At 68.1% G+C, this 26,331-nt stretch carries 27 protein-coding genes; 14 read left to right on the forward strand and 13 right to left on the reverse strand.

What is annotated here, in order from left to right:
* The first annotated feature begins 91 nt into the window (after window positions 1-91).
* From ACGFNP_RS06995 to ACGFNP_RS07010, 4 genes are all read left to right on the forward strand, one after another.
* A complete protein-coding gene (locus ACGFNP_RS06995) occupies window positions 92-556 on the forward strand; it encodes an XRE family transcriptional regulator (RefSeq protein ID WP_358326430.1) in 465 nt (154 codons plus the stop codon).
* A gap of 128 nt (window positions 557-684) precedes the next feature.
* The gene (locus ACGFNP_RS07000; RefSeq protein WP_393315729.1) at window positions 685-1,194 is read left to right on the forward strand and encodes a hypothetical protein; all 510 of its coding nucleotides are present in this window, start codon (window positions 685-687) and stop codon (window positions 1,192-1,194) included.
* A 1-nt stretch (window position 1,195) separates the two neighbouring features.
* Window positions 1,196-2,365: an MAB_1171c family putative transporter gene (locus tag ACGFNP_RS07005; RefSeq protein WP_393315732.1), complete on the forward strand. Its 1,170-nt coding sequence runs from the start codon at window positions 1,196-1,198 to the stop codon at window positions 2,363-2,365.
* Window positions 2,366-2,565: 200 nt separating this feature from the next.
* Window positions 2,566-3,186, forward strand: coding sequence for a dTDP-4-dehydrorhamnose 3,5-epimerase family protein (locus ACGFNP_RS07010; protein ID WP_358326421.1), 621 nt, complete (start codon window positions 2,566-2,568; stop codon window positions 3,184-3,186).
* Between the two features lie 109 nt (window positions 3,187-3,295).
* Here the strand turns inward: ACGFNP_RS07010 and ACGFNP_RS07015 are convergent, their stop codons facing one another.
* The 7 genes from ACGFNP_RS07015 to ACGFNP_RS07045 all read right to left on the reverse strand — a co-directional run bounded on the left by ACGFNP_RS07015 (window position 3,296) and on the right by ACGFNP_RS07045 (window position 11,236).
* Window positions 3,296-4,831: an AMP-binding protein gene (locus ACGFNP_RS07015; protein ID WP_393315735.1), complete on the reverse strand. Its 1,536-nt coding sequence runs from the start codon at window positions 4,829-4,831 to the stop codon at window positions 3,296-3,298.
* A 104-nt stretch (window positions 4,832-4,935) separates the two neighbouring features.
* Window positions 4,936-5,538 carry a hypothetical protein gene (locus ACGFNP_RS07020; protein ID WP_393315738.1) on the reverse strand — a complete coding sequence of 201 codons (603 nt, stop codon included), beginning with the start codon at window positions 5,536-5,538 and terminating at the stop codon, window positions 4,936-4,938.
* A gap of 131 nt (window positions 5,539-5,669) precedes the next feature.
* Entirely contained in the window at window positions 5,670-6,497 is an 828-nt protein-coding gene (locus ACGFNP_RS07025) for a MetQ/NlpA family ABC transporter substrate-binding protein (protein WP_393315741.1), read from the reverse strand.
* 9 nt (window positions 6,498-6,506) lie between these two features.
* The gene (locus ACGFNP_RS07030) at window positions 6,507-7,163 is read right to left on the reverse strand and encodes a methionine ABC transporter permease (protein ID WP_219534282.1); all 657 of its coding nucleotides are present in this window, start codon (window positions 7,161-7,163) and stop codon (window positions 6,507-6,509) included.
* A 411-nt stretch (window positions 7,164-7,574) separates the two neighbouring features.
* Window positions 7,575-8,516 carry a methionine ABC transporter ATP-binding protein gene (locus tag ACGFNP_RS07035; protein ID WP_393315745.1) on the reverse strand — a complete coding sequence of 314 codons (942 nt, stop codon included), beginning with the start codon at window positions 8,514-8,516 and terminating at the stop codon, window positions 7,575-7,577.
* Window positions 8,517-8,793: 277 nt separating this feature from the next.
* Complete coding sequence (locus tag ACGFNP_RS07040) at window positions 8,794-10,083, reverse strand: alpha-amylase family glycosyl hydrolase (RefSeq protein WP_358326406.1); 1,290 nt, start codon at window positions 10,081-10,083, stop codon at window positions 8,794-8,796.
* On the reverse strand, window positions 10,067-11,236 hold the full coding sequence (locus tag ACGFNP_RS07045; RefSeq protein ID WP_393315749.1) for an FUSC family protein: 1,170 nt from the start codon (window positions 11,234-11,236) through the stop codon (window positions 10,067-10,069). Before ACGFNP_RS07045 ends, ACGFNP_RS07040 begins: the two co-directional genes overlap by 17 nt.
* A 109-nt stretch (window positions 11,237-11,345) precedes the next feature.
* Here ACGFNP_RS07045 and ACGFNP_RS07050 point away from each other — a divergent pair, with 109 nt between their 5' ends.
* Window positions 11,346-11,774, forward strand: coding sequence for a MarR family winged helix-turn-helix transcriptional regulator (locus tag ACGFNP_RS07050; protein ID WP_393315752.1), 429 nt, complete (start codon window positions 11,346-11,348; stop codon window positions 11,772-11,774).
* An 84-nt stretch (window positions 11,775-11,858) separates the two neighbouring features.
* Here ACGFNP_RS07050 and ACGFNP_RS07055 read toward each other — a convergent pair whose 3' ends face one another.
* The 3 genes from ACGFNP_RS07055 to lon form a co-directional block, all read right to left on the reverse strand.
* On the reverse strand, window positions 11,859-12,071 hold the full coding sequence (locus tag ACGFNP_RS07055) for a hypothetical protein (RefSeq protein WP_393315755.1): 213 nt from the start codon (window positions 12,069-12,071) through the stop codon (window positions 11,859-11,861).
* Window positions 12,072-12,183: 112 nt separating this feature from the next.
* Entirely contained in the window at window positions 12,184-13,311 is a 1,128-nt protein-coding gene (locus tag ACGFNP_RS07060; RefSeq protein ID WP_393315758.1) for a Fic family protein, read from the reverse strand.
* Between the two features lie 105 nt (window positions 13,312-13,416).
* Complete coding sequence (lon, locus tag ACGFNP_RS07065) at window positions 13,417-15,777, reverse strand: endopeptidase La (RefSeq protein ID WP_393315761.1); 2,361 nt, start codon at window positions 15,775-15,777, stop codon at window positions 13,417-13,419.
* A gap of 169 nt (window positions 15,778-15,946) precedes the next feature.
* On the opposite strand from lon, the gene ACGFNP_RS07070 reads away from it, so the two are divergent.
* The 8 genes from ACGFNP_RS07070 (at window position 15,947) to ACGFNP_RS07105 (ending at window position 22,935) form a co-directional block, all read left to right on the forward strand.
* Window positions 15,947-17,221, forward strand: a complete 1,275-nt coding sequence (locus ACGFNP_RS07070; RefSeq protein WP_393315764.1) for a sensor histidine kinase — start codon at window positions 15,947-15,949, stop codon at window positions 17,219-17,221.
* Entirely contained in the window at window positions 17,218-17,874 is a 657-nt protein-coding gene (locus ACGFNP_RS07075; RefSeq protein ID WP_358326386.1) for a response regulator transcription factor, read from the forward strand. Before ACGFNP_RS07070 ends, ACGFNP_RS07075 begins: the two co-directional genes overlap by 4 nt.
* Before the next feature lie 69 nt (window positions 17,875-17,943).
* Window positions 17,944-19,302, forward strand: coding sequence for a phenylacetate--CoA ligase family protein (locus tag ACGFNP_RS07080; protein WP_393315768.1), 1,359 nt, complete (start codon window positions 17,944-17,946; stop codon window positions 19,300-19,302).
* A gap of 197 nt (window positions 19,303-19,499) precedes the next feature.
* Window positions 19,500-20,465: an alpha/beta hydrolase gene (locus tag ACGFNP_RS07085; RefSeq protein WP_393315771.1), complete on the forward strand. Its 966-nt coding sequence runs from the start codon at window positions 19,500-19,502 to the stop codon at window positions 20,463-20,465.
* An 88-nt stretch (window positions 20,466-20,553) separates the two neighbouring features.
* Window positions 20,554-21,195, forward strand: coding sequence for a heme oxygenase (biliverdin-producing) (locus ACGFNP_RS07090; RefSeq protein WP_393315774.1), 642 nt, complete (start codon window positions 20,554-20,556; stop codon window positions 21,193-21,195).
* A 277-nt stretch (window positions 21,196-21,472) separates the two neighbouring features.
* Window positions 21,473-21,796, forward strand: coding sequence for a WXG100 family type VII secretion target (locus tag ACGFNP_RS07095; RefSeq protein ID WP_214641864.1), 324 nt, complete (start codon window positions 21,473-21,475; stop codon window positions 21,794-21,796).
* A 26-nt stretch (window positions 21,797-21,822) separates the two neighbouring features.
* On the forward strand, window positions 21,823-22,119 hold the full coding sequence (locus ACGFNP_RS07100) for a WXG100 family type VII secretion target (protein ID WP_358326373.1): 297 nt from the start codon (window positions 21,823-21,825) through the stop codon (window positions 22,117-22,119).
* A gap of 213 nt (window positions 22,120-22,332) precedes the next feature.
* On the forward strand, window positions 22,333-22,935 hold the full coding sequence (locus ACGFNP_RS07105; protein WP_358326371.1) for a TetR/AcrR family transcriptional regulator: 603 nt from the start codon (window positions 22,333-22,335) through the stop codon (window positions 22,933-22,935).
* Window positions 22,936-23,079: 144 nt separating this feature from the next.
* On the opposite strand, the gene ACGFNP_RS07110 is transcribed toward ACGFNP_RS07105, so the two are convergent.
* The gene (locus tag ACGFNP_RS07110; protein WP_393315778.1) at window positions 23,080-23,346 is read right to left on the reverse strand and encodes a hypothetical protein; all 267 of its coding nucleotides are present in this window, start codon (window positions 23,344-23,346) and stop codon (window positions 23,080-23,082) included.
* Window positions 23,347-23,419: 73 nt separating this feature from the next.
* Entirely contained in the window at window positions 23,420-23,548 is a 129-nt protein-coding gene (locus ACGFNP_RS07115) for a hypothetical protein (protein ID WP_393315781.1), read from the reverse strand.
* A gap of 121 nt (window positions 23,549-23,669) precedes the next feature.
* Here ACGFNP_RS07115 and ACGFNP_RS07120 point away from each other — a divergent pair, with 121 nt between their 5' ends.
* Window positions 23,670-25,070: an MFS transporter gene (locus ACGFNP_RS07120; protein WP_358326363.1), complete on the forward strand. Its 1,401-nt coding sequence runs from the start codon at window positions 23,670-23,672 to the stop codon at window positions 25,068-25,070.
* Here ACGFNP_RS07120 and ACGFNP_RS07125 read toward each other — a convergent pair.
* A complete protein-coding gene (locus ACGFNP_RS07125; RefSeq protein WP_393315784.1) occupies window positions 25,060-26,289 on the reverse strand; it encodes a cytochrome P450 in 1,230 nt (409 codons plus the stop codon). The two genes, ACGFNP_RS07120 and ACGFNP_RS07125, sit on opposite strands and share 11 nt — an antisense overlap.
* Window positions 26,290-26,331: the final 42 nt, after the last annotated feature.

Consider the following 26,331-nt stretch of genomic DNA (forward strand, 5'->3'; position numbering starts at 1 on the left):
CGGAGAGTCGCAGATGCACATACCCCCGTCAACTAGGTTCCATAGATCGGGAAGATCTGAGAACATAGTTGATGAACCTAAGTGGTGAGTGATGACGGATGAGAACATGTCTGATCAGTTGACTGGGCAGTCGCAGGGCGAGCCGTCCTCGCCATCCCTGGCCGACAAGATCGACTTTCTGTTCCGGACGGTCTATCCAGCGGGCCGGGGACCCTACTCCTACGCGGAGGCGGCGGCCGGCATCGAAGAGCTCACCGGCGAACAGGTCTCCCACACCTCGTTGTGGAAGCTGAGCACCGGGCGCGCCACCAACCCGACCAAGCGCCTCATCGAGGCGCTCGCCGCCTTCTTTCAGGTGTCGCCGGCTTATTTCTTCGACGACGAGGCCTCGAAGCAGATCGGCGATCAGGTCGAGCTACTCGCACTGCTGCGTGACACGGGCATGAAGGGCGCTCAGCTACGCGCTTTCTTCGAGCTCTCTCCGGAGGCGCGCGACATGGTGGCTGAGCTGATCGAGAGAACGGCCCGGCTTGAGCAACGTCACCGCGAAAAGTAGGAGGAAAAGGAGCGAACGGCGGGGGGATTCCGCGAACCCCCTGCGTGCCATGAGCAACGACATCCGCACCGAGCGAGGGTACCGGACGGCATGCTGTGAAGAGGGAGCAGCGGACACCGCATGAGGTGTTGATCGAGGAGCTGGAAGCCGAGGGAGTCATACCCGACCCCTTCGACCTCGAGCTCTTCATTGAACGACTTGAAGGGCGACGAGGCCGCCCCATCCATATGATCCCCATCTCGGCACGCCGCGATGCTCCGTGCGGCCTCTATATCAAGACCGGCGGCGCCGACTATCTGTGTTACGTGCGCAGCTCGTCGCCTCTGCATGAGTGCCACATCCTGCTGCACGAGCTCGGCCACCTCGTGCTCGGCCATCAGGACAGCGGATGGCGGAGCGAAGAGCTCCAGCGCATGCTGCTGCCCGATCTCAACGCGGACATGATCCGGCGCGTGCTGTTCAGGACCGGTTACGCCGATCCCGCCGAGGACGCGGCGGAGGATTTCGCCGACCTCATCTTGGCGCCGCGGGTTCTGGGCTCGGGCAGATACACCGTCCCAGCCGCGAAACCACCCCCGGAAATAGCCGAGATAGTGCGGAATCTCGAACAGGCGTGGGGGTCCGGAAGGGGATTTTGACGTGGACGATGTGATGTATTGGAGGGAGGCTTCGATCATATGGACGATCGCCGCACTTGCCGCCGTGCGACTCGTCCGGAGACGTCGATCGCCCGTGGATCTCGCCTATTCGGCCCATATCGTCACGCTCAGCCTCAGCGTGCTGGTGCAGTTTCATAATATCCAGCCGAGGCTCGACGCCATCACCCATGTCAACGGGCTCGGGCGATGGCTGGTGTTCAGCTTCTCCATCGCCTCCATGTGCGCGTTCTGGATCGTGGTGACCTACCTGACGTCACCGGCGGACGTCCGGTCGGCGGGCGCTCGCGCGAAGATGGCATGGGCCGCGGGGGACATCACCGTGATGGGAGCCCTGCTGCTGGGCTCCGGAGTTCCGGACGACGCAGGCGCGGGTTTTCTCGTCGTGCACGGCGAGAACCTGCTCATCATTGGGGCCTACCTGGCCTTCCTCGCCTATATCGCGGCCGGTCTTTTCGACACGCTGCGCCGAACCTGGCGATACGTGAGATACACGCATCAGCCATATCTACGGCTGGGGCTGCGGCTTGTCGCGGCAGGTGACGCCGGCGGGCTCGTCTATGTGAGTTACCTGGGCGCCACCGCGCTGACCAGCTATTTCTCTCTGCCGACGCCTCCGGGCGCGTCCACCCACGCTGTGACGTATCTCGGGCTCGGCTGCACCACGCTGATCCTGGCCGGTCCCACCATCGGCGTCTGGGGGCCGAGGCTCGCCACGCCGCTGCGGTCCGCGGCCCAAAGGCGGGCGCTGCATCGTCTTCGCCCCTTGTGGACGACGCTGACCGCGGCCATGCCGGAACTCAGACGAGAACCGCCCAGGGTCGGCGACTCCGTGGGGTATCAGCTCTATCGCTACGTCATCGAGATCCGTGACTGTCTGCTCGTCCTCGAGTCCTATGCCGGAAAACCGTTTCATGACGGCATGAGCCCGGCCCTGCACGCCCAGACCGTGGCCCAAGCCCTCCATGCGTTCGCGGCCACGAAGAGACACGCGGCGTGGCCGAACATTTCTCCTCCTTCCGCGGCGGACCGGAAACCCGCGGTCACCCGTGACGTCACGTCCGGCGAACCGGTGCTCAGCCCTGGATTGCCGGCCATGAAGGATGAATTGTCGCACCTGACGCGGCTTTCACGCGCCTTCGCGCGGCTCTGAGAAGAGCATAAGAATCCGTGTGAGGTGGTTTTCGCGCGCGCCTGAATGGCTGCGCTGAATTCCTCATTTCACCACTTGAAACACGTCATAATTTGGCCGATAGGGGCAATAGGGGTGGTTTTAGGGGTTGTCGCTTTTATGCCTCGCTGAAAGCCTTGGATTATCACCGGAGAATATGTCTACGAGAAAGGTTCGCGGGCATGCACATCGAAGAGCTCGACATAGAAGGCTCCTTTTTGATCGAGCAGAAAATCTATCCCGACACACGGGGGATCTTCCTCGAACCATTCAGCCAGCCGACGTTCCAGAAAGCGGTGGGCCATCCGCTCTGGGTGGCCCAGGTCAACTGCTCGGCCTCCCATCGCGGCACCATACGCGGCCTCCATGTGGTGCAGCTGCCGGGCCAGGCCCGCTACTTCAACTGCGCGCACGGGGCCATGCTCTGCGTCGTACTCGACACCAGGATCGGCTCGCCCACATTCGGCGAGCACGTCGCGGTCGAGTTGACCGCTGAAAGCAGGAGGGCCCTTTATGTCGCGGAGGGTCTCGCCGCCGGATTCCTCGCGCTGACCAAGGAGGTGACGGTCTGGTATCTCTGCTCAAGTCTCTACGCGCCGAGCGCGACCGTCTCCATCAACCCGCTGGACCGCGACTTGAACGTGCCCTGGCCGCGGGAGCACGAGTTCATTCTGTCCGAGATGGACAGGACCGCTCCTTCCCTTCGGGAAGCCGCGGAACAGGGACTGCTTCCGCTCTATCGCGATTGCCAGACCCGATACGCGGAACTCGACGCGATGGCCGACGCTACTTGCGGCGGTTGACGGCCATCACGAGGAAAACAATTGCCGCGATGACCAGGATCACGGCCAGAATTATGAGCAGCTCGATAGGGCCGAGGTTCATCATGGGGCTCCAAGGTGAATGGGGTGACTACGTTCTGGCAGGCCAGTACTCGTCCTTCAGCAACCGCTTATACAGCTTGCCCGTGGGATGGCGCGGGAGCTCCGCGCGGAAGTCCACCGACTTCGGGCACTTGTAGTGGGCCAGCCGCGCCCGGCAGTACTCGATCAGCTCCGCCTCCAGCGCCGGCCCCGCCTCGGCCATCGACACCGGCTGCACCACGGCCTTGACCTGCTCGCCCATCTCCTCGTCCGGGATCCCGAAGACGGCCACGTCAGCGACCTTCGGGTGCAGGCACAGGACGTTCTCCGACTCCTGCGGGTAGATGTTCACACCGCCTGAGATGATCATGTACGAGCGGCGGTCCGTCAGGTAGAGGAAGCCCTCGGCGTCCAGGTAGCCGATGTCGCCGAGCGTGGTCCAACCCCTCCCCTGAGGGTCCTGGACGGAGCGGGTCTTGTCGGGGTCGCCGTGGTATTCGAAGCGGGCGGGGCTCTCGAAGAAGATCGTGCCGTGCTCGCCCGGCGGCAACGCGTTGCCGTCCTCGTCGCAGATGTGCACGGTGCCGAGCAGTGAGCGGCCGACCGTGCCCGGGTGCGCCAGCCAGTCCTGTGAGCCGGTGTAGAGGAAGCCGTTGCCCTCGGTGCCCGCGTAGTACTCGTGGATGATCGGGCCCCACCAGGCGATCATCTGCTCCTTGACGGGCACCGGGCAGGGGGCGGCGGCGTGGATGGCGCACTGCAGGGACGACAGGTCGTACTTTTTCCGGATCTCGTCGGGCAGTTTGAGCATCTTGATGAACATGGTCGGGACGAGCTGCGAATGCGTCACCCCGTACTTCTCGATCAGTTCCAGATAGCGTTCGGGGTCGAAGCGTTCCATCACCACGATCGTCGCGCCGAGCCGCTGGAAGGTCATGCAGTAGCGCAGCGGCGCCGCGTGATAAAGCGGCGCGGGCGACAGGTAGACGCTGTCGGGCGTCGGCGCGAACAGGGCTTCGACGAGCTTGAGCAGCAGGTTCGGCTCCGTCAGCGGCGTGCGCGGCAGGGCGGGCTTGACGCCCTTGGGCCGGCCGGTGGTGCCGGAGGAGTAGAGCATGTCGGAGCCCTGGCACTCGTCGTCGATCGGCGTGGGCGGCTGTCCGGCCACCGCCTCCTCGTACGACTCGAAGCCCGCGGCGGTGCCGTCCAGCATGAGGCGGAGCTCGACGCCGGGCGTCGCGGCGGTGATCGAGGTGGCGACCTCCGCCAGGCTCGCGTCCGAGAGGAAGACCCGGGCGCCGCAGTTGTTCACGATGTACGCGAGCTCGTCGGTCCCCAGCCGCGAGCTGATCGCCGTGTAGTAGAGGCCCGCGCGGTTCGCCGCCCAGGCGATGGCCAGGTAGAGCGGATGGTTGGCGAGCATGAAGGCGACGTGGTCACCCGGCCCCAACCCGGCGGCGCGGAACAGGTGAGCCAACCGGTTCGACTCCTCGTCCAGCTGACGGTAGGTGACGACCCGGCCGGAGCCCGCCATGATCACAGCGGGCTTGTCTGGCGTGACGGCTGCGATGGCTCCCGGATGCATGACCGAACAGTATTCGGCGAAGCGCGCGCGGCGCCAGGGAATGATGATCGAAAAGTACGGCGAAGCCGCGATCTCATCGTCGAGATCGCGGCTTCGCGGTCCGCTCAGGCGGCGGCGTGATACACGTCCTGCCAACCGGAGTGGAAGCCGGTCGGTTCGTGCCTGTTGCCTCTGCTCACATCCACGTAGATGTGAGCCGCGTTCTTACCCGAGAACGAGTAGTCGGCGGGGTGCTTGCGGCAGTTGGAGAAGGAGTTGAAGGTCGCGTGCCCGTCGTTGTCGACGACCTTGAAGGTCTCCCACGCGCACTTGTCGCGGCCCCACCACTTGTAGGTGGTGAGGGTGCTGTCGACGGTGTAGAAGTAGTTGAATCGCCACTCCCACACGTGCTTCTTGATCTTCTTGACGACGAACTCGCAGTGCTTCTTGTGGCTCTTCTTGTCGAAGGAGCACACTTTCTCCTTGACGAAGAACGTCTTCCAGTACCAGAACTTGAACCGCTTCTTGTCCACGGTCACGTGGCCCTCTGCCTTGGCCTTGTGATCGCTGGAGAAGTAGGGTCCCCAGTCCGCGTCGTAGAAGTGCGACGAGGTGGTGGTGACTGGAGTGACGGGTGTCGCCGTTGTGGCATTGGCCGATGCCGGTGCGCCGATGGCCACCATAGTGGTGGCCGCGACGCCGATCATGATTCGTGAGACGAATCGCACTGGGTCCTCCTCGGGAGAGGTATTGCTGACCCAGTCTTGGTACGTCTGACCGATTGCCGCCCGCTTTCAACCCACTTAACACCACAGGTGGCGAGATAAGAGGACTTTCCCGATCTTCCGGATTTGTCAGCTTATTCTCCGGCAGGGATCACGGAACCGGCGTACTTCTGCTTGATGAATTCCTTGACCTTCGGGTCCTGAAGGAGCTTGCCCAAGGTCACGATGTTCGCGTCCTTCTCGTGCCCGGCAGCCACGACCAGCCCATTGACGTACGGGTTCCCCTCGGACTTCTCCAGCGCCAGGGCTTGCGAAGCGGGCTTGAGCCCGGCCTCGATGGCGTAGTTGCCGTTGATCACCGCGGCGTCGACGTCGTCGAGCGAGCGGGGCAGCTGCGCGGCCTCCAGCGGCTTGAACACCAGCTTCTTCGGGTTGTCGGTCACGTCACGCTCGGTCGCCGCGGTGCCGGCGCCGTCCTTGAGCTTGACCAGGCCGTTGTCGGCGAGCAGCTTGAGCGAGCGGCCCAGGTTCGTGGCGTCGTTGGGCACGGCGACGGTGGCGCCCTGCGGCAGGGCGGCGAGCGTGGTCGCCTTCTTCGAGTACAGCCCCAGCGGCTCCAGGTGCACCGGGGTGACGAAGCTCAGCTTGGTGCCCTTGGAGGCGTTGAAGTCGTCCAGGTAGGGCTTGTGCTGGAAGAAGTTCGCGTCCAGCTGGCCTTCACTGAGCTGTACGTTCGGCTGCACGTAGTCCGTGAACTCCACGACCTCCAGCTTCAGCCCGGCCGCCGGGGCCAGGTTCTGCTTGACGAAGTTCAGGATCTCGGCGTGCGGCACCGGGCTGGCGCCCACCTTCAGCACGGTGTCGGCGGACTCGGCGGTCTTGCCGGTAGCGCCCTGCGACGTTCCGCATGCGGCGAGCAACAGGGCCAGGGCAGCAGCGCCCACAATGTTCCGAAATTTCATGATTTTTCCTTATCTATGTGACAAGCGGCGGGCGACCAGGTCGCCCAAGCTCTGGATCAGCTGCACCAGCACGATGAGCAGCACGACGGTGACGATCATGAGCAGCGTCTCGAACCGCTGGTACCCGTACCTGACCGCGAGGTCCCCCAGCCCGCCCCCGCCGATGGTCCCGGCCATGGCCGAGTAACCGATGAGCGCGACCACGGTGACGGTCACCGCGGCGACGAGGCCGGGCAGCGCCTCGGGCAGCAGCACCTTCCGCACGATGGTCGTACGGCCCGCGCCCATGGCCTGCGCCGCCTGCACCACGTCGGCTCCGACCTCGCGCAACGCCGTCTCCACCAGCCTGGCGAAGAACGGCACCGCCCCCACGGTGAGCGGCACGACCACGGCCGCGGTGCCGATGGTGGTGCCCACGACCAGCCGGGTGAAGGGGATGATGGCGATCATCAGCACGATGAACGGCAGGGACCGCCCCACGTTCACCACGACACCCAGCACCGACTTCACCGCCGGCAACGGCCGCAGCCCACCGCGATCGAACACGACGAGCGCCACGCCGAGCGGCAGACCGAACAGCACGGTGAACAGGGTCGACCAGCCGACCATCTGCGCCGTCTGTCCGGCCGCCTCCCAGAGCAGCGGCCCCATCTCATCCCAGGTCATAGCTGTTCCTCCCCCGAACGGTCTGGCGATTCCCGCCCTGAACTCCGACCCGGTGTCGCGGGCGGTCTGCCGATTCCGCCCCGAACACCGACCCGGCGTCCCGGACGGTCTGCCGATTCCGCCCCGAACACCGACCCGGCGTCCCGAACGGTCTGCGCCCTGAACGCCGACCCGGTGTCCCGGACAGCCGGCCGGGCGTCGCCCGCCGCGCCGAGACGGCGGGACGTCGGACGGTGGAGACCGGCGCGGAAGTCACGGTGGTCGGCCAAAGCCACGGATCGGGGCCAAGAAGACGCACGTCACGGCGCTCAGCCAGGTCCACCGGAGGAGCGTGCCCCTGGACAGGGCCCGGCCACGGACGGTGGGTGGGGCCCACCGTGCTGTGCCGTACAGCAAAAAAGGCTTTTCGCATCAGAGCACCACCCCCCGCGCGCGAAGGAAGGCCAGCGCGGCGGCCTCCTCATCGCCCGACAAGGACACCCGCAGGCGGCCGACCGCTCCCCCGGCGAGGTTCTCGATCGAGCCGCCCAGGATGCTCACGTCCACGTCGAACTTGCGCACCACCTCCGACACCACCGGCTGATGCGGGTCGCCCGTGAAGGTGAGCGTGATCGAGCCCGTGGGCGCCGGCTCGGGCAGGGGGAAGATCTCGCGGGTCAGTCGCGATCCCGGCGTCCTGATGAGGCCGGCGATCGTGCCCGACTCCTCGACGCGGCCGTCTGACATGATGGCGACCGAGTCGCAGATGCTCTTGACGACGTTCATCTCGTGGGTGATCAGCAGGATCGTCAGGCCGAGCTCGGTGTTGAGCCGCTTGAGCAGGGACAGGATCGACTGCGTGGTGGCCGGGTCGAGCGCGGAGGTGGCCTCGTCCGACAGCAGTACCGACGGGTTGCCCGCCAGCGCCCTGGCGATGCCGACGCGCTGCTTCTGGCCGCCCGAGAGCTGGTTCGGGCGGTCGGCGCCCCGGCCGCCGAGGCCGACCAGGTCGAGGAGTTCGGTGACGCGGCGTTCCCGTTCGGCCCTGGGCACGCCCATGACCTCCAGCGGGAAGGCGACGTTCCCGGCGACCGTGCGCGAGGAGAGCAGCGCGAAGTGCTGGTGGATCATGCCGATGCGCTGCCTGGCCCGGTTGAGGTCGCCGCTGCGCAGCGCGGTGAGGTCCTGCCCGGCGACGGTGACGGTGCCCGCGGTGGGGCGTTCGAGCAGGTTGACGCAGCGCAGGAGCGTGCTCTTGCCGGCGCCGCTCTGGCCGAGCACGCCGTAGATCTCGCCTTCGCGTACGTGCAGGTCGACGCCGTCGAGGGCGACGGTGTTCCCATACACCTTGCGCAGGCCGGACGCCTGTATCACCAAAAATCCCCACCACTAAGAGCGGCAGTACGCCGCTGGAATCGACATCGTCATCGTCGGAGGGCCCGCGGGCGGGCGGTCTAACGCGTGCCGGGGTGGAAGGGCAGGTGGCTCAACCTGCGCAGCACAAAACTGGGAGAAATCATGGGTGACCTTCGAGGTGGGGACGTCTGGCTATCGGTTCTGACAGTCCATGGCGAACATTCGCCCCATACAGCAACACCTGGCGCCGCTACCGGCGCTCTGGTCTGTCGCGTATGCCTCGTTCACGCCATTGCTAACGTCTACCTGACTTCCCGCTATTCCCTACCTCCTCGGTGACTTGGATCACGATGCTCCAGCCGTGCGCCGGAACGACGGCCGGGTCGGTCACGCCACGCTGCGGCTCGGCCACGTCGACCTGGCCGATCGGGAACCGGTGCGGCTCGTCGCCGAGGTTCAGCAGGGTGACGATCTCCGTCCCGCCACCGTCGCGGGGCCGGGAGCGGAGCGCCACGGCCGTGTTGGTCAGGTGTTCGGCGGTGGTGTGGGCTCTGACCAGCCACGGGTGACGCCGGCGCAGGCCGATGAGCCGCTGGTGCAGCCGGTAGACGTCGGTCCCGTCCGGGGCGAGGCCGCCTGGCTCCGCGGGGAACGCCGGCCTGATCGCGTCGTCACCGCCCGCCCGCTCCTCCTTCACTCCCCGGAACGCCTGCTCGTCCCCGTAATAGACGCTCGGCAGGCCGCCGACGGTGAACAGCACGGCCAGGGCGTGGCCGAGGTGCCGAGGGTCCTCAAGCCGGGTGGCGATCCTGGTGACGTCGTGGTTCCCGACGAACGTGAGGGGGACGAAGGTGTCCAGCAGCCCGTCGTGGCGGTCGAGGGCCCAGGCGAGTTCGAAGAGGTTGCGGTCGTTGAGCGAGCTCCAGATGGCCTTCCACAGCTCGTACTGGGTGACGGAGTCGAGCCCCGACTCGGCGACATATGTGGCGTAGTCGCCGTGGATCACCTCACCGCCGAACCACGCCTCCGGGTGCCGCGCACGCACCTCGGGCAGGACCTCCCGCCAGAACGACGCCGGTACGGCATAGGCAGCGTCGAGCCGCCAGCCCGCAGCGCCACGGTCGAGCCAGTGGTTCAGTACGGCGGCGACGTGGTGCCGCACGGCGGGTTCGGCGTGGTCGAGCGCGACGAGCCCATGATGCCCCTCGAACACCTCGTAGCCCTCGGTTCCTCTCCTGAACCATCGCTCGTCCGCCTGGAACGACCGGCCGACGTGGTTGAACACGCCGTCGAGGATGATCCGCAGCCCGCGTCGCCGCGCCTCGGCGACGAGAGAGTCGAAGTCGGCGTCGTCACCGAGGCGGGGGTCGATCCTGAAGTGATCGACGGTGTCGTAGCCGTGGGTCTCGGAGGCGAAGATCGGACCGAGCTGGAGCCCCGAACAGCCCAGCTCCACGACGTAGTCCAGCCACGCCTCCAGGTGGCGCAGCCGGTGCCGCACCTCCGGTTGGGCGGTGGCCGGTGCCCCGGTGAAGCCGAGCGGGTAGACCTGCCACCAGATCGCATGGTCAGTCCACGATGGCACGTGTGCTCCTCTCTCTGCGTACTGCCCAGGGCAGGTATCCCAAGCCCAGGGCCAGTACGCACCCGATGGCCGTGTCGGCCAGCCGGTACCCGATCGTGGCGGGGGCCACGCGTCCACCGCCCTCCATGAGCAGCAGGACGAGCGGCGTCATGACGGTCGCGTACAAGGTGTAGTCGCGATCCTTGAGCACCGGCCTGACCGCGGCCAGCCCGGCGACGAGCAGCACGAACAGCCATGGCGCCGGCACCCACAACAGTACGGCGGACCCCACCAGCACTCCGGCGCCGGTACCCGCGGCCCGCTCGATCGCCCGCCGCAGCGCGCCGTCCAGTTGCCGTCTGACGACGATCACGACGGTGACGGCGATCCAGGAGGCGGTCGGCTGCCGCCACACCAGGCCGATGATCTCGGCGGCGGCCAGGCAGGTGATCAGGCGGATGGGGTACTGCCAGCCTCGCACGGTCCCGAGCGTCCGCCACCAGCGGCGCAGAAGCGCTCTCTTGGTGGGTGCGGGGCTCGCCGGCGGAACGGCGACGGGCCGCGGTCGTTTCGTGCGTGACTGTTTTGTGTGGGCGCACAGCTTTGTGTGGGTGCACAGCGCGGTGACCAGTAGGCCCCAGATCGCCCCTTCGGCGAACAGTACGGCCGCGGCGACGGGAGCGGCGTGCTTGGCCAGGCCGGTCGAGATGACCATGAAGACGATGAAGCGCGTGGTGTGCTCGGCCATCGGACGGCTGAACCCGCCCACCACCGCCGCCACGGCCGCGACGAGCACGACGGTGACCGCCGTGATCCAGCCCTGCCCGCCGACGGCAGCACCGACGAGCCCCGCCACGGTCGTGGCCGCGACCGCGCAACCACCTCGCCCTAACCCTTCCGCCAAGGACGCGACCTTTGCGACCACGCCATCGACGGGTGCGGCGGCCCTGGAGACGCTGTCGGCGGATGTGGTGCCCGCGGGGACGCCACCAACGGGTACGGCGCCCACTGACCCGGCACCGGTGGGCCCAGCGCCCGTGGAGACGCCGCTGACGGCGAGGGCACCGAGCGCGGCCAGCGTGCCGAGGGCCGGGTGCCCGGAGGCGACACCCCAGGCGACCGGCCCGCCGAGCCCCAGCCCGGCGGCGATCATACGTCGCGTCTCGATCCCCACATCGGCACCTCCCGACGCCGGACCCTACCACCTTCCTACGCATTGCGTAGTAAATTTTCCGCTAACTACCTGGATATACAGACATTTAGTAAGTGCTACCGTAATAATCATGGACGACGAGGAACTACGAGCCACGGCCGTATCGCTCCGCCGGGCGGCCGTCGGCCTGGCGCGGCGCCTGCGCGAGGAGCGCCCCGCACACGGCCCCGGCGCCCTGGCCCTCTCCCTTCTCGGTCACCTGCACCGACGCGGCCCCATGACCGCAGGAGAGCTGGCCACGGCCGAACACCTGCAGCCGCAGTCCGTCACCCGCGCCCTCGCCGCACTGGACGAGCAGGGCCTGATCCGCCGCTCACGCGACGAAGACGACCGCCGCCGGCACCACATCGTCCTCACCGAACGAGGCACCGCGATGCTCACCGAACAGGCCGGCACCACGGACCTGTGGCTGGCCCAGGCGATGGCCCAGCGGCTCACCCCTGCGGAGTGCCGGATCCTGGCCGTGGCAGCCGACTTGCTGGACCAACTGCACGCGTAGCTGGGGTCAGCCCTACGGCGACCCGGTAGATCTGATTAGGCCAGCTTGATCTGGAACCTCACGACGGACGCACCATGAGCAGCGTCAGGCGATGATCGACAGCTCCCGCATCCGGACGTTCAAGGGCGGGAATGCGCCACCAATCACCTCGGCCTGCATGCGACGGGTAAAGCGGTTCGATGCCACAGGTGTGGAAGTGGCGAGGGTATGACCCAGCTCATCGCCCATGGGGCAGCTGAGGCATTCGATGTGGCAGCCCAGTACGGCATCGACGAGATCGCACAGGCCGTTGAGCACGCGGTCCGCCCGGGAAAGACCGGCACCGTCCTCGTCACCATCCCTTGACCCACGCCGCGCCCCGCCACAAGAACCCCCAACGCCGAAGGAGAGCCGTCAGACCGCCTACCTCCTACCGGCAGGGGTCGCGCAGCGGGGTCACGCGTTCGGCGAAGTCGGCCTTGATCCTGGCCATGCGCGGGCCCGGGGCGTAGAAGCGGCCCTTGGTCTCGCCGTACGGCTGGAGCCACCCCTTGGCCGCGAGGTCGCGCAGGTCGCGGGCGGCCTGGCCCTGGCTGAGTCCTTCGTCGGCCTGGTAGCGACTCCTGCGCAGGCGCCTGTTCACGAACACCTCGTAGAGGGCGGAGACGCTCCGGTTGTTGAGGCCGTCGGCGTCGACCTGCTCCTCCAGCAGCATCCAGATGTCTCCGGCCTCGGCGAGCCGCTGACTCACCCGCTGCGCCTGCATGTGATGGGCTTTCAGGCAGAAGCGCACCCACGGCAGGGTGTCCCCGTGCGGGCCCCACTGCCGGCCGCCCACCAGGCCGAGCACGTCGTAATACTCGATGGTGGTGCGCTGCTGGCCGAGCCACTCCTCGATGGAGGAGAACTCGGGCAGCATGATCTGCTCCCTGCCCAGGACGAGCGTCTGGAGCGCGCGCGACATCCGGCCGTTGCCGTCGCGCCAAGGGTGGATCTTGACCAGGTTGAAGTGGGCCATCGCCGCCCGGACATAGCTCGGGCAGTCTCGATCGCCCTCGTTGAGCCACCCGACCAGCTCGTCCAGGAGGCCCGGCACCAGGTCGGCGTCGGGTCCCTCATAGACCACGGCACCCGAGTCGGAGTCGCGGATGTAGATGCCGCCGGGCCTGATCGCGCCTGGCGACTTGTCGCGATGGTGACCGATGACCATGAAGTTGAGCCCGTGGAGCAGCCCCACGTCGAACCGGAACACCGGCACCCGCGAAAGCACCTGGATATAGGTCAGCGCCTGCTGATATCCCGCGATCTCCCGCGCCACCGGCACCGACGTCTCCAGCGGCTCCTCCCCCGCCATGATCGACTCGATGTCCTCCACGCTGGCCCGGTAACCCTCGATCGAGTTGGATCCCTGGATCGCCCGCGCCCGCAACTGCCTGCGCAGTTGCCCGTCCCAGCGATGCGTCTCGGCCAGCCGGTACTTCAGGTCCCGCCGCATGTCCTCGATCTCCGCGAGCACCGCCTTGTCGGCGGCTTCCAGCGCGGGCGTGCCGTACAACATGAGGCTCAGAAAAGCATGAGCGAATCATTCAGTCAAACGAACGGATGATTCGCCCAAAACGCCAAAAGCCCCGCCGTACCGGAGTACAGCGGGGCAGCTGGTCGGTCAGGCCGCGACCGGGGAGGCGACCTGGGCCGGGGACAGGGCGATGTCGAGGACCTCGCGTACGTCGCTGACCGGGTGGATCGTCAGCTCGTTGCGCACCTCCTCGGGCACGTCGTCCAGGTCCGGCTCGTTGCGGGCCGGGATGAGGACCGTGGTGATGCCTGCCCGGTGCGCCGCCAGCAGCTTCTGCTTGACGCCGCCGATCGGCAGCACCCGTCCGGTGAGCGAGATCTCGCCGGTCATGGCCACGTCACTGCGTACCGTACGACCGGACAGGAGCGAGGCCAGCGCGGTCGTCAGCGTCACGCCCGCCGAGGGGCCGTCCTTGGGCACGGCGCCCGCGGGGAAGTGGACGTGGACCGAGCGGTCCTTGAACGCGGTGACCGGCAGCTCCAGCTCCGCGCCGTGCGAGCGCAGGTAGGAGAGCGCGATCCGGGCCGACTCCTTCATCACGTCGCCCAGCTGGCCGGTGAGCGTGAGCCCGGTCTCGCCGGTCTCCGGCTCGGCCAGGGACGCCTCGACGTAGAGGACGTCGCCGCCCGCGCCGGTGACCGCCAGGCCCGTCGCCACTCCGGGCACCGAGGTGCGCTGGGTGGCCTCGGGCAGCGACGACTCCGGCACGAACCTGGGGCGGCCGATGTAGCCGACCAGGTCGTCCTCGCCGACCGTGACGGGCAGCTCGTTCTTGGCCGCGACCTTGCGCAGGATGCGGGCGACCGAGCGCTCCAGGGACCGTACGCCGGCCTCCCGGGTGTATTCGGCGGCCAGCTTGCGCAGCGCCGCGTCCTCGACGCCCACCTCGTCGGCGGTCAGTCCGGCGAGGTCGAGCTGCCGGGGCAGCAGGTGGTCGCGGGCGATGGCGACCTTCTCGTCCTCGGTGTAGCCGTCGAGCGTCACGACCTCCATGCGGTCGAGCAGCGGCCCGGGGATGGCCTCCAGGACGTTGGCCGTCGCCAGGAACAGCACGTCGGACAGGTCCAGCTCGACCTCGAGGTAGTGGTCGCGGAACGTGTGGTTCTGCGCGGGGTCGAGCACTTCGAGCAGGGCCGCCGTCGGGTCGCCGCGGTAGTCGGCGCCGACCTTGTCGACCTCGTCGAGCAGGACGACCGGGTTCATCGACCCGGCCTCGCGGATGGCGCGGACGATGCGGCCGGGCAGCGCGCCGACATAGGTGCGCCGGTGACCGCGGATCTCCGCCTCGTCGCGGACGCCGCCGAGCGCGACGCGGACGAACTTGCGGCCCATCGCCCGCGCGACGGACTCGCCCAGCGAGGTCTTGCCCACTCCGGGAGGACCGGCGAGCGCGAGTACGGCGCCGCTGCGGCGGCCGCCCACCACGCCCATGCCCTTGTCCTGACGGCGCTTGCGCACGGCCAGGTGCTCGATGACGCGGTCCTTCACGTCGGCGAGACCGGTGTGGTCGGCGTCCAGCACCTCACGGGCGCGGGTGATGTCGTAGTTGTCCTCGGTCCGCTCGTTCCACGGGAGGTCGAGGACGGTGTCGAGCCAGGTACGGATCCAGCCGGTCTCGGGAGACTGGTCGGACGTACGCTCCAGCTTGTCGACCTCCTTGAGCGCGGCCTCGCGCACCTTCTCCGGCAGGTCGGCCGCCTCGACGCGGGCCCGGTAGTCCTCTTCCTCGGTCTCGGTGGAGTCGCCGTTGAGCTCCTTGAGCTCCTTCCGGACCGCGGCGAGCTGCTGGCGCAGCAGGAACTCACGCTGCTGCTTGTCCATGCCCTCCTGGACGTCCTTGCGGATCGTCTCGGCCACATCCAGCTCGGCGAGGTGCTCGCGCGACCACTCGACCAGCTTGGCCAGCCGGTCGGCGGGGTCGGCGGCCTCCAGCAGCTCGACCTTCTGGGCCGTCGTCAGCCAAGGCGTGTAGCCGGAGCTGTCGGCCAGGACCGAGGGGTCGTCGATCTGGTTGACCTGGTCGACGACCTGCCAGGCGCCGCGCTTCTGCAGGATCGTGGTGGCCAGGGCCTTGTACTCCTTGGCCAGCTCCTGGGCGCGCTCGCCGGCGGAGACGGCCTCGATCACGATGGCCTCCACCCAAAGGGCGGCGCCGGGGCCGGTCGTGCCAGTGCCCACGCGAACCCGGTTGACGCCTCGCACCACGGCGGCGGGCTCGCCACCGGGCAGCCTCCCGACCTGCTCGACAACGGCCTGCACGCCGACCGCGCCATAACGGCCGTCGATCCGGGGAACGAGGAGGACCCGCGGCTTGTTGCCACCAGATGCCTGGGCCGCGTCTATGGCCGCCCGCACCTCGGAGTCGGACAGGTCCAGCGGAACCACCATGCCCGGCAGGACGACCTCGTCGTCCAGCGGCAGGACCGGGAGGATCAAGCTCTCACTCATACGAACTCCAAAGGGTTGAGTTATACCGACTCAATTCATTAGAGCCGCCGATTGTTCCCAGGCTTGCCGATGTTCGCTCACGGCGATCGTAATCATGTAAGCCAGTCATACCTGAGGATGACGACCCAGGGTTGATGCCCGCCCGGCCACGCGCCCGTAGGGTGGTCGCGTGTTCTCGGCAGTGGTGCGATCCGTCGCGCTGGCGCTGTTCCAGGGCGACGCGGACCCGTCGCCGCCCCGATCGCGCTGGCTGCGCTTCCGGCCGCCCCGCTGGCAGCCGCTGGCCGGCCATGTCGACCTGGTCCAGGTGGCGGACATCCTGGTGGCCCTGCTCCTGTTCGGCAGCACGTTCTCCCAGTTCGTCGGCTGGAACGACGAGGCCAAGCTGCCGGTCGACGACCAGCTGCTCTTTCTCGCCTCCGCCGCGTTCTCCCTGCCCGTGGCGCTGCGTGACCGGTGGCCGCTGGGCGCCTGGCGGGTGGCCGTCGTTCTGCTGCCCTCCGCGTTGTGGGTGATTGAGACGATCAGGCCGGGCCCCGGCGACCCGCCCTACACGGCCGCCATGACGGTGATGTACGTGCTCGTGGCCTACTCGGTCGCCGCGCGTTGCGATCGCCGGATCACCATCGTCGTGTGGGTGGTGGGCGCCCTGGCCGCGTGGATCATCCATCCCGACTCGATGGCCGTGGTCACCGTCATCGTGACGGTCGCCCTGCTGTTCGGCTACAACGTGCGCGTACGGCGTAACGCCACGGCGAGGCTCGTGGAGGAGGAACGGCGCACACGGCTCGCCGAAGGCGCCCAGGCCGTGCTCGAAGAGCGGGCCAGGATCGCGCGGGAGCTGCACGACGTGGTCGCCCACCACATGTCGGTGATCGCCATCCAGGCCGAGGCGGTGCCGCTCAAGGCGGCCGGCGATCCCGTCCAGCTGGAGGCGGGACTGGCCGAGATCCGCAGCTTGTCCCTGGAGGCCATCGCCGAGCTGCGGCAGGTGCTCGGCGTGCTGCGCGACCAGGACGGCCGCACCGACACCGCGCCGCAGCCCGGCCTCGACCGGCTCGACGAGCTCGTGTCCAACGCCCGCGCCGCCGGGCTCACCGTGCGGGTGGGGCGACCGGAGCCGCTCGGGCCGCTGCCACCCGCCGTGGGCCTGTCCGCGTACCGGATCGTGCAGGAGTCGCTGAGCAACGTGATGCGGCACTCGCCCGGCTCCACGGTCACGATCACCGTCGAGCATGACGGCCACGCCTTACGGCTGCGCGTCGCCAACGCCGGCGGCACCGCGCCGGGCGGCACCGAAGGAGCCGGTCAGGGGTTGGTGGGCATGCGCGAACGGGCGGCGCTGCTCGGCGGCACGTTGGAGGCGGGACCGGTCGACGGAGGCGGTTTCCAGGTGACCGCCACGCTGCCGATCGCGGTGGCGGCGACGGAGGAGACGACGTGATCCGGGTCCTGATCGCGGACGACCAGGGGATGGTGCGCACCGGGTTCACGGTGTTCCTGAGCACGCAGGCCGACATCGAGGTGGTCGGGGAGGCGGCCAACGGCGAGGAGGCGATACGGCAGGCGGCCGAGCTGCGGCCCGACGTGGTGCTCATGGACGTACGCATGCCGGTCATGGACGGGCTGGAGGCGACCAGACGGCTCCTGTCGGCGGGCGACGGCCCGAAGGTGCTCATCCTGACCACCTTCGACCTCGACGACTACGTCTATGAGGCACTGCGGGCGGGGGCGAGCGGGTTCCTGCTCAAGGACGCCTCGGCCGTCCAGCTCGCCGAGGCCGTGCGGGTGGTCGCGGCGGGCGACGCGCTCATCGCTCCGGCGGTCACCAAGCGGCTGATCCACGAGTTCGCCCGGCTGGGCGCGCCCCGGGCGCCGACGGTGCGGCGGCTGGCGGAGCTGACCGAGCGCGAGACGGAGGTGCTCGCGCTGGTCGCGCAGGCGATGTCCAACCAGGAGATCGCGGTGAAGCTGGTGGTGGCGGAGCAGACGGTCAAGACGCATGTGGGGCGGGTGCTGATGAAGCTGGGGCTGCGCGACAGGGCGCAGGCGATCGTCTACGCGTACGAGACGGGGCTGGTACGACCGGGCGAGTGAGCGTCCTCTGCGCGGACAGGCGGGGGTGACCGCGTGCGTGGACGGAAGGCAGGATCTACCGTCTGAGAAATGGATCCGCTTGCGCTTTTCCGTCAGGTGGCCGCGTCGGTGCCCGCGTATGGGGAGTTCCTCGCCGAGCATGGCGTCGACCCGGGCCAGGTGTCCACCATGTCAGACTTCGCGCGGTTGCCGCTGCTCACCAAGGACGGCTACCTCAACCGCCACCCACTCCCCCGGCTCTGCCGCGACGGCGTGATCGGCGACATGATCGCGGTCTCGTCCGGTTCGACGGGCACGCCGTCGTTCTGGCCGCGTTCCGCGTCCGACGAGCGGGTGATCGCGTCGCGGTTCGAGGAGGTGTTCCGGGACTCGTTCGAGGCCCAGGAACGCAGGACGCTCGCCGTCGTCTGTTTCGCGCTCGGCACCTGGGTGGGCGGGCTGTTCACCCTGGCCTGCTGCCGTCACCTGGCCGAGCGCGGCTACCCGATCACCGTGGTCGCCCCCGGCAACGACAAGCGGGAGATCCTTCGCGTCATCCCGCAGTTGGCCCCGCACTTCGACCAGGTGGTGCTGCTCGGCTATCCGCCCTTCCTCAAGGACGTCATCGACGCGGGGCTGCCCTGGGCCAGGTGGAACGTCAAGCTCGTCACGGCCGGCGAGGTGTTCAGCGAGGAGTGGCGCGCGCTGGTGGCGGACAAGGCGGGCATCGCCGACCCGGTGCGCGGCATCGCCTCCCTGTACGGCACGGCCGACGCGGGGGTGCTGGGCAACGAGACTCCCCTCTCCGTGGAGATCCGCCGGTTCCTGGCCGGACGTCCAGGGGCGGCGAGGGAGCTGTTCGGCGAGTCGCGGCTGCCGACCCTCGTCCAGTACGACCCCGAGGTCCGCTTCTTCGAGGAGCATGAGGGCACGCTGGTGTTCTCGGGCGACAACGGCATCCCGCTGGTCCGCTATCACATCGCCGACGAGGGCGGGATCGTGCCGTTCGAGCGGATGCTCCGTTTCCTAGGGAAATGCGGCTTCGAGCCGTCGGCGACCGGTCCCTCCCGGCCCTTCGTGTATGTGTTCGGGCGCAGCCACTTCACCGTGTCCTACTACGGGGCGAACGTGTTCCCGGAGAACATCTCCATCGGACTTCAGCAGCCGGCGGTCAGTTCGCTGGTCACCGGGAAGTTCGTCATGGAAGCGGTGGAGGACGACCGGCGCGACCGGAATCTCACGGTGACGGTGGAGCTGATGCCGGGCGAGAAGCCGTCGGAGGAGACGGCCCGGCTCGTGGGCGAGTCGATCCTGGCGCAGTTGCTCCGGCTCAACAGCGAGTTCGCGGCCTATGTGCCGATGGCTCGGCAGGCGCCGTTCATCCGGCTCCGGGAACTGGGCGATCCCGAGTACTTCCCGCCCGGCGCCAAGCACCGCTACACGCGCTGACCACCTCGTCCGCCAGGTGCCTGCCGATGGCGCTGTCACCGCCAGACATTTGCCTGCGGATGCGTCATCCCCGGGCATTTGACTTCGGCCGTGTCACCCCAGGCGCTTACCGACCGCCGCATCAACCCCAGGTACTACCGGAGAATTCAAACCCAGCGGTGACGCGGTCGACGGCCTCCCTTCCGTAACTTCTGATCATGCTCAGAATGCTCACGCTCGCCGGAAGTCTCGCGTTCGGCGCGGTCCTGGCACTGCCCAGCCAGCACAGTGGCCGGCTCGTGAAGGTCTACGGCGATCTGGCCACCGCCGATCGGGTCGCCATCGTGGTGCCGGGTGCCGACACCACGGTGGCCACCTTCGAGGCGAGCACGAAACGGCCGGGCGGCGCGGCCCGGGCGCTGCTGGCCGAGGCCGCCAAGGTGAGCCACGGCGAGCGACTGGCCGTGATCGCTTGGCTCGGCTACGACGCGCCGCCAACGTGGAGCCTGGGCGCCATCACGGACACGGCGGCCGTCGAGGGAGCGAAGGCGCTTCGCCGTACCGTCACGGAATTGCACGCGCGGACATCCGCGCCGATCGCCTTGCTGTGCCACAGCTATGGGTCCGTGGTGTGCGCCAAGGCCGGACCGGACCTGCCCGTGGCCGATATAGCACTGTTCGGAAGCCCGGGAATCGACGCACCATCCAGCCACACGCCATCCGACCCCACACTGCCCGACCCCACACTGCCCGACCCCACACCGTCCAACCCGACGCTGCCCAACGCCACGCCATCCAACGCCACATCCGACGCCGCGCCATCCGGCCCCACGCTGCCGGACCCCACGCTGCCGGACCCGACCCTGCCCAACGCCACGCCATCTGACCCCACGCTGCCCGACCGCGCGCCATCCGACCGCGCACCGTCTGCCACCAGAGTGTGGGCGGGTGTGGGTGGGAGCGACTGGATTAGGTTCGTGCCAAAAGTGAAGCTCGGGCCGCTCGGTTTCGGGGCCGACGCGCTGAGTCCCGGGTACGGCGCGCGGGTGTTTGAGGTCGGTCCCGGCGGGCACAGTGACTACTTCGCACCCGGCACGCCGTCGCTACGCAATCTCACGTTGATCGCCTTAGGTCGCCCCGGCGACGTGGTGGCTGCCGCACCAGCAGGACAGGGTCGGGTTTAATGACAGTGTGTCGTCATCAACTTGACGCGCCCATCCAGGGTTTGTGACACTTTGTCATGAAAGACCCGGCCACACATTGGGGTGAAGCGTGACGTCGTTCTCCGAGATCTTGAAGAACGCCACCTGGGGCGACCACGAGTCGGCCGAGGACGAGAGCTACCTCAAAGAGCTGATGAGCGGCCGGCTGAGCGAGCAGGACTACGGCGAGCTCGTCGCGCAGCACTACTTCGCCTACCTCGCTCTCGACGGCGCCGCCAAGACGCTGGTCGACCACCCGGTTGCCGGGCGGTTCGTCTTCCCGGAGCTCTATCGGGAGCCGGCGCTGGAGCGTGACCTGCGGACCGTCTACGGAGCCGGCTGGCGCGACCGGATCGCCCCCTCGAAGGCGACCCGGACCCTGGTGGCGCGGATCGAGCAGGTGGCCGACTGGCCGGGCGGCTACATCGCCCACCACTACACCCGCTATATGGGCGACCTGTCTGGCGGGCAGTTCATCCGGATGGAGCTGCAGAAGATCTACGGCTACCAGAAGGGCGGCGGGGTCGACTTCTACCTGTTCGACGAGGTCGGCAGCCTGCCCCGGTTCAAGAACGAATATCGCGCCCGCCTCGACACTCTGCCCTTCGGCGAGCGGGAGCAGCAGCGCATGATCGGCGAGGTCAAGCTGGCCTACCAGCTCAACACCGAGGTGCTCGGCGAGCTGCTCCACGTGATCAAGGCAGCCGCATAGGACGCCCTGCCGGCGAAATACGAGTGGCCGCGCCGCCACTGACCGATCGGCGCCCATTTCGAATATCGCCCTCTTTCCCGCACGGCCGACACAGGCGTTGACGCTGGTCGGCCGCATGCCGGGTCGCGAAGTACGCGCATTCGCCAACATTTACAGGAAAATTGAAATCGTGGCTTCGCCGCCGCGTGCGCGCTTATATTTGCTCGCGTCGCACGAAATTCTCGCACGTTTCAGGCGCGTTATTCACGCCTGACCGCACCGCACCGGAAGGCGAACCGTGACGCAGCCGACCACGTACCAGCAAGGAAGTCAGCAGGACGCGGCCACGCGCGCGCTGACCGCGCACGAGCACATCACCCAGATCCACAGCAGGCTGCTCCAGATCCCCGAGCAGCTCGGCGGCGCGTGGAAGGGCGAGTCGGCGACCGTCTACGCGCAGGTTCTCAACGAGTGGAACCCGCAGTTCAAGAAGGTCATCGACGCCCTTCACCTGATCGCCGAGAACCTCAAGGGCTCGGGGATCGAGTACGAGGAGGCCAGCACCTCCACGCAGGCCGTCACCCAGAACCTCATGGCCGCGCTCAACGGCGGCAAGCTCTGAACACCGACTGCTAAGGAGGGGTGGCCATGGGCAACCCGGACATCATTCTCGCTAATTTCGACCAGATGGAGGAGATCGCGGCCGAGCTCGGCCGGGCGTACGGCAGCCTGGTCGGCGAGCTGACCGACCTGGAGAACGACCTGAAGGTCCTGGAGACCTGGGACGGCTCGGCGAAGGGCGTCTATCTGGAGGCCAAGCGCAACTGGAACGAGGCCGTGGTGACGATGGGTGACACCATGCAGCGCTTCGGCCCGGCCCTGCATGACGCCACCGGGATCATGCGGGACGCCGAGCAGGCCAACGTCCGCCGCTGGGGCACCTGACCGCGGCGCCGTCCAGAGCGGCTCCGGCCTGACGCACCTTTTCCAGCACGTCGTCTCGACGCGCCTTTCCAGGACGTCTGAGGGGATTTTCCAGATGTATGCGCAGGCTGGAGCGGCCCCCACGTTCGTACGCCATACCAGACCTCCTGCGCACGAGTCGGCTTAAAGACGGATGACCACCGCCCTTCGAGCCCCCGGCCTACCATTGGACCCATGCCCCGCATCTCCGCCGCCACGATCGGTGAGCACCGAGCCCAGACGCGCGATCGCATCCTGCAGGCCGTCGCCCGCCTGTCGAGGGTGCAGGGGATCGACGCCATCTCGATGACGGACGTGGCGAACGAGGCCGTGATCACCCGGACCGTCCTCTACAACTACTATCCGGACAAGGCCGCCCTGCTGCTGGCCTTCACTGAACGGGTCACCAGCTACTTCATCGAAGACTACGAGCGGGAGTTGCCGGCAGGGGCGTCTCCCGCCGACCGGTTGCGTGTGTTCGTGAGGCTGCAGCTGACCGGTCTGCTGGCGCACCCGCATCCGGGAGCGGCCGATCTCAGCGCCGCGCTCGGTCCCGACGCCTACCAGCAGCTCGCCGAACACGTGGCGCCCATGCAGCGCATCCTCGTGGAGATCCTGGAGAGCGGGATCGAATCAGCCGCTTTCCAGGTACTCGACGTCGAGGCGACGGCCCGCATGATCCTCGCGGTGATCGGCGCGGAGCGGGTGCCCCTGATCAGCGGCGCGGTCACCGTCGAGACGGCGGGGGAACTGGTGACGGGCTTCGTGCTGAGAGCCCTGGGCAACACCGCTCCGTAACCCATGTGCGGCGCGGGTCAGCAGGGCGCGCTGTTGCCGGGCCCCACACCGGTCAACATGCCGGGAGCCATACCGGTCAGTACGCCGGACCAGGTCGGTCAGTACGTCGGGCGCCACACCGGCCAGTACGCCGGACCAGGTCGGTCAGTACGTCGGACCAGGCGACCACGTACGGCTCAGGCAGCCCCGGGCGCTCCAGAGCGGCGGCGAACAGCCGAAGCCGCCGCCGCTCCCGGGAAGGAGTCCCGACGACGACGAGGGGAGGCCCGCTCCCTCCGAAACCGCGATAGAACGCCAGTCGTCGAAGGTGGCGCAGCGCGGGCAGCCGGTCGGCGCGGGCAACGCGGGAAGCGCGGGCAACCGGTCGGCGGCTGCGGCCAGCGCCTCGACCGCCATCTCTGCCAAGGTCAAGGCCGCAGGCGGCAGTAGTCGAGCCCTCGCTGGCCGACCACGATCGCGCGGATGCGCGGGCCATCGACCCGGCTCAACAGGTCGTCGAGGTCTTTCTTGGGCTCAGCAGGTCGTCGAGGTCCTTGAGTGAGAGCGCGTCCGAGTCCCCGTACGAGGACATGGCGGTGATGCGCCAGGCGGCGTCGGCGGGCAGTCGCTGCACGGCCTCCCGCCTATAGACCGGTAAGTCGTAAAGGGACGGGAGATGTTCGTAGAACGAGAACATGGCTGCTTTTGTCGGGGGGAGCCCAGATGTGCCAGAAGGCGGTGACAAGATTGACTTCATGGACGACGATCACGTAGCGCTGAAATCCGCCCGTGGGCACTGGATCCTGGCGGCGACCGTGCTCGGCTCCGGCCTGGCCATGCTCGACAGCACCGTGGTGAACGTCGCGCTGCCCTTTCTCGGCAAAGACCTCGACGCCGACATGGCCGGGCTGCAGTGGACGATCAACGCCTACACGCTCACCCTGGCCGGGCTGATCCTGCTGGGCGGCTCGCTCGGGGACCGCTACGGCAGGCGGAAGGTGTTCCTGATCGGCACGGTCTGGTTCGCGCTGGCCTCGGCGCTGTGCGGGCTCTCGCCGAACATCGAGTTCCTGGTGGCCGCCCGCGGGCTGCAGGGCGTCGGCGGCGCGCTGCTCACCCCGGGGGCGCTGGCGATCATCCAGGCGTCGTTCATCAGGGACGACCGGCCGCGCGCGGTCGGCGCCTGGTCCGGGCTGGGCGGGGTGGCGGCCGCGATCGGTCCGCTGCTGGGTGGCGCGGTGGTGCAGACGGCGGGCTGGCGGTGGGCGTTCCTGATCAACCTGCCGTTCGCGGCGATCGTCGTGCTGGTCACGCTGCGGCATGTGCCCGAGAGCAGGGACGAGCAGGCCGCGGGCCGGTTCGACGTGCTGGGCGCGGTGCTGGCGGCGCTGGCCCTGGCCTGCCTCACCTATGGCCTGATCGAGAAGGGGGCGCCGATACCGCTGGTCGTGGGGCTGGTGCTGGGCGCGGCGTTCGTGGTGCTGGAGGTGCGCAGGTCCCCCGACGCGCTGGTGCCGGTGAGCATCTTCCGGGACTCGGTGTTCACGGCCGTGAACGTGGTGACGCTGTTCGTGTACGCGGCGATGGGCGTGGTGTTCTTCCTGCTCGTCGTGCAGTTGCAGGTGGTGTCCAAGTTCCCGCCGACGGCGGCCGGGCTGTCGCTGATTCCGGTGACGATCCTGATGCTGCTGCTGTCGGCGCGCTCCGGCGAGGTGGCCAAGCGGTACGGCCCGCGCTGGCCGATGACGATCGGCATCCTGGTGGCCGGGCTCGGGTTCCTGTGGATGAGCACGATCGGCGTCGGCGCCTCGTACGTGCTGCAGGTCCTTCCCGCGGTGACGGTGTTCGGGCTCGGCTTGACGGCGGTGGTGGCGCCGCTGACCGCGACCGTGCTGGCCACCGCGAGCGAGCGCTACGCAGGTACGGCCAGCGGCGTCAACAACGCGGTGGCCCGCACCGGCAGCCTGCTGGCGGTGGCCGCGGTGCCGCCCCTGGTCGGTCTGGTCGGCGACGCCTTCAAGAACCCGCCCGTCTTCAACGCGGGCTTCCACTCCGCGATGCTGATCAGCGCCGCGCTGATGGTCGTCCCCGCACTGATCACCTTCCTGACGATCAGGAGGAACGTCCTGGCGCCTGAGGAGCAGCTCAGAACGTGAACCCCTGGCTGCGGACGCTGTTGTCGAAGTTCGACAGCAGCAGGTCCGGCTCGCCGACCGCGCGGATCTCCGGCAACCGGGTCAGCAGCACCCGGAACATCGTCCGCAGCTCCTGCCTGGCCAGGTTCGCGCCGAGGCAGAAGTGCGGCCCCGGCCCGCCGAAGCCGACGTGCGGCTTGGTCTCGCGGGTGATGTCGAAGCTGTCGGGGTCGGGGAAGACCGTCTCGTCGCGGTTGGCCGAGCCGTAGAAGAGGACCACCTTGTCGCCTTTCTTCAGCTCCAGGCCGCGCAGGGAGTAGTCCTGGGTCAGCGTGCGCCGGAACTGCATGATCGGCGACACGTGGCGGACCATCTCCTCGATCGCGTTGCCGATGCGGCCGTCGAAGTCCTCCATCAGCAGCTCGCGCTGCGCGGGGTTGTCGGTGAGCAGCTTGATGCCGTGGGCCATCGTGTTGCGGGCGGTCTCGTTGCCCGCCACCAGGAGCAGGGCGAAGAAGGAACCGAGCTCGCGGTCGGTGAGCTTCTCGCCGTCGGGGTTGGCGGTGACCAGCAGGGACACCAGGTCGCCCTGCGGCTCGGCGGCCCGTTCGTGCCCCAGCTTGATCACCATGCGCTGGAGGGCGAGCAGTGCCAGCATGTTCTGGCCGGCGAGCTGCACGCTGCGGACCAGGCTGGGGCGTACGCCGGTGTAGGCGGTGGAGACGTCGACGTGTTCGTGGACCTTGGTCCGCAGGTCGTCGGGGATGCCCATCATGTCGCAGATGACGTGGATGGGGAGCCGGGCCGCGACCTGGTGGACGAAGTCACGCGGGCCCTGCTCGACAACGTCGTCGACGATCCGCTCGCAGGCGGCCTCGATGTCGTCCTGCAGGCCGGAGAGCATGCGCGGGCTGAACGAGCGGGTGACGATCCGGCGCAGCCGGGCATGGCGCGGGTCGTCCATGTTGACCATGGACTCACCGAACACCTGCTTGACCCAGCCGGGCGGCTCCGGATTGGTGACGGCCGGCTCGCTGGAGAAGACCTTGGCGTCGCGGCTGGCCTCGACCACGTCCGCGTGCCTGACCAGGGCGTAGAAGCCGCTTCCTGACCGGAGGAAAGGCACCTTCTTCTCCGGGAAGAACACCGGATGCTCCAATTGCCGGAGCCTGGCGAACGCCTCGTGCCGCTCCTTGAGGGGCCGGCGCCAGAAAGCCAGATCCGCGAGGTCGATGTCCACCCGCCTATCCTGGCACGTTCCCATGGCGTTAAGACCTGGTTC

Source organism: Nonomuraea sp. NPDC049269 (assembly GCF_043197155.1).
Taxonomy (GTDB): domain Bacteria; phylum Actinomycetota; class Actinomycetes; order Streptosporangiales; family Streptosporangiaceae; genus Nonomuraea.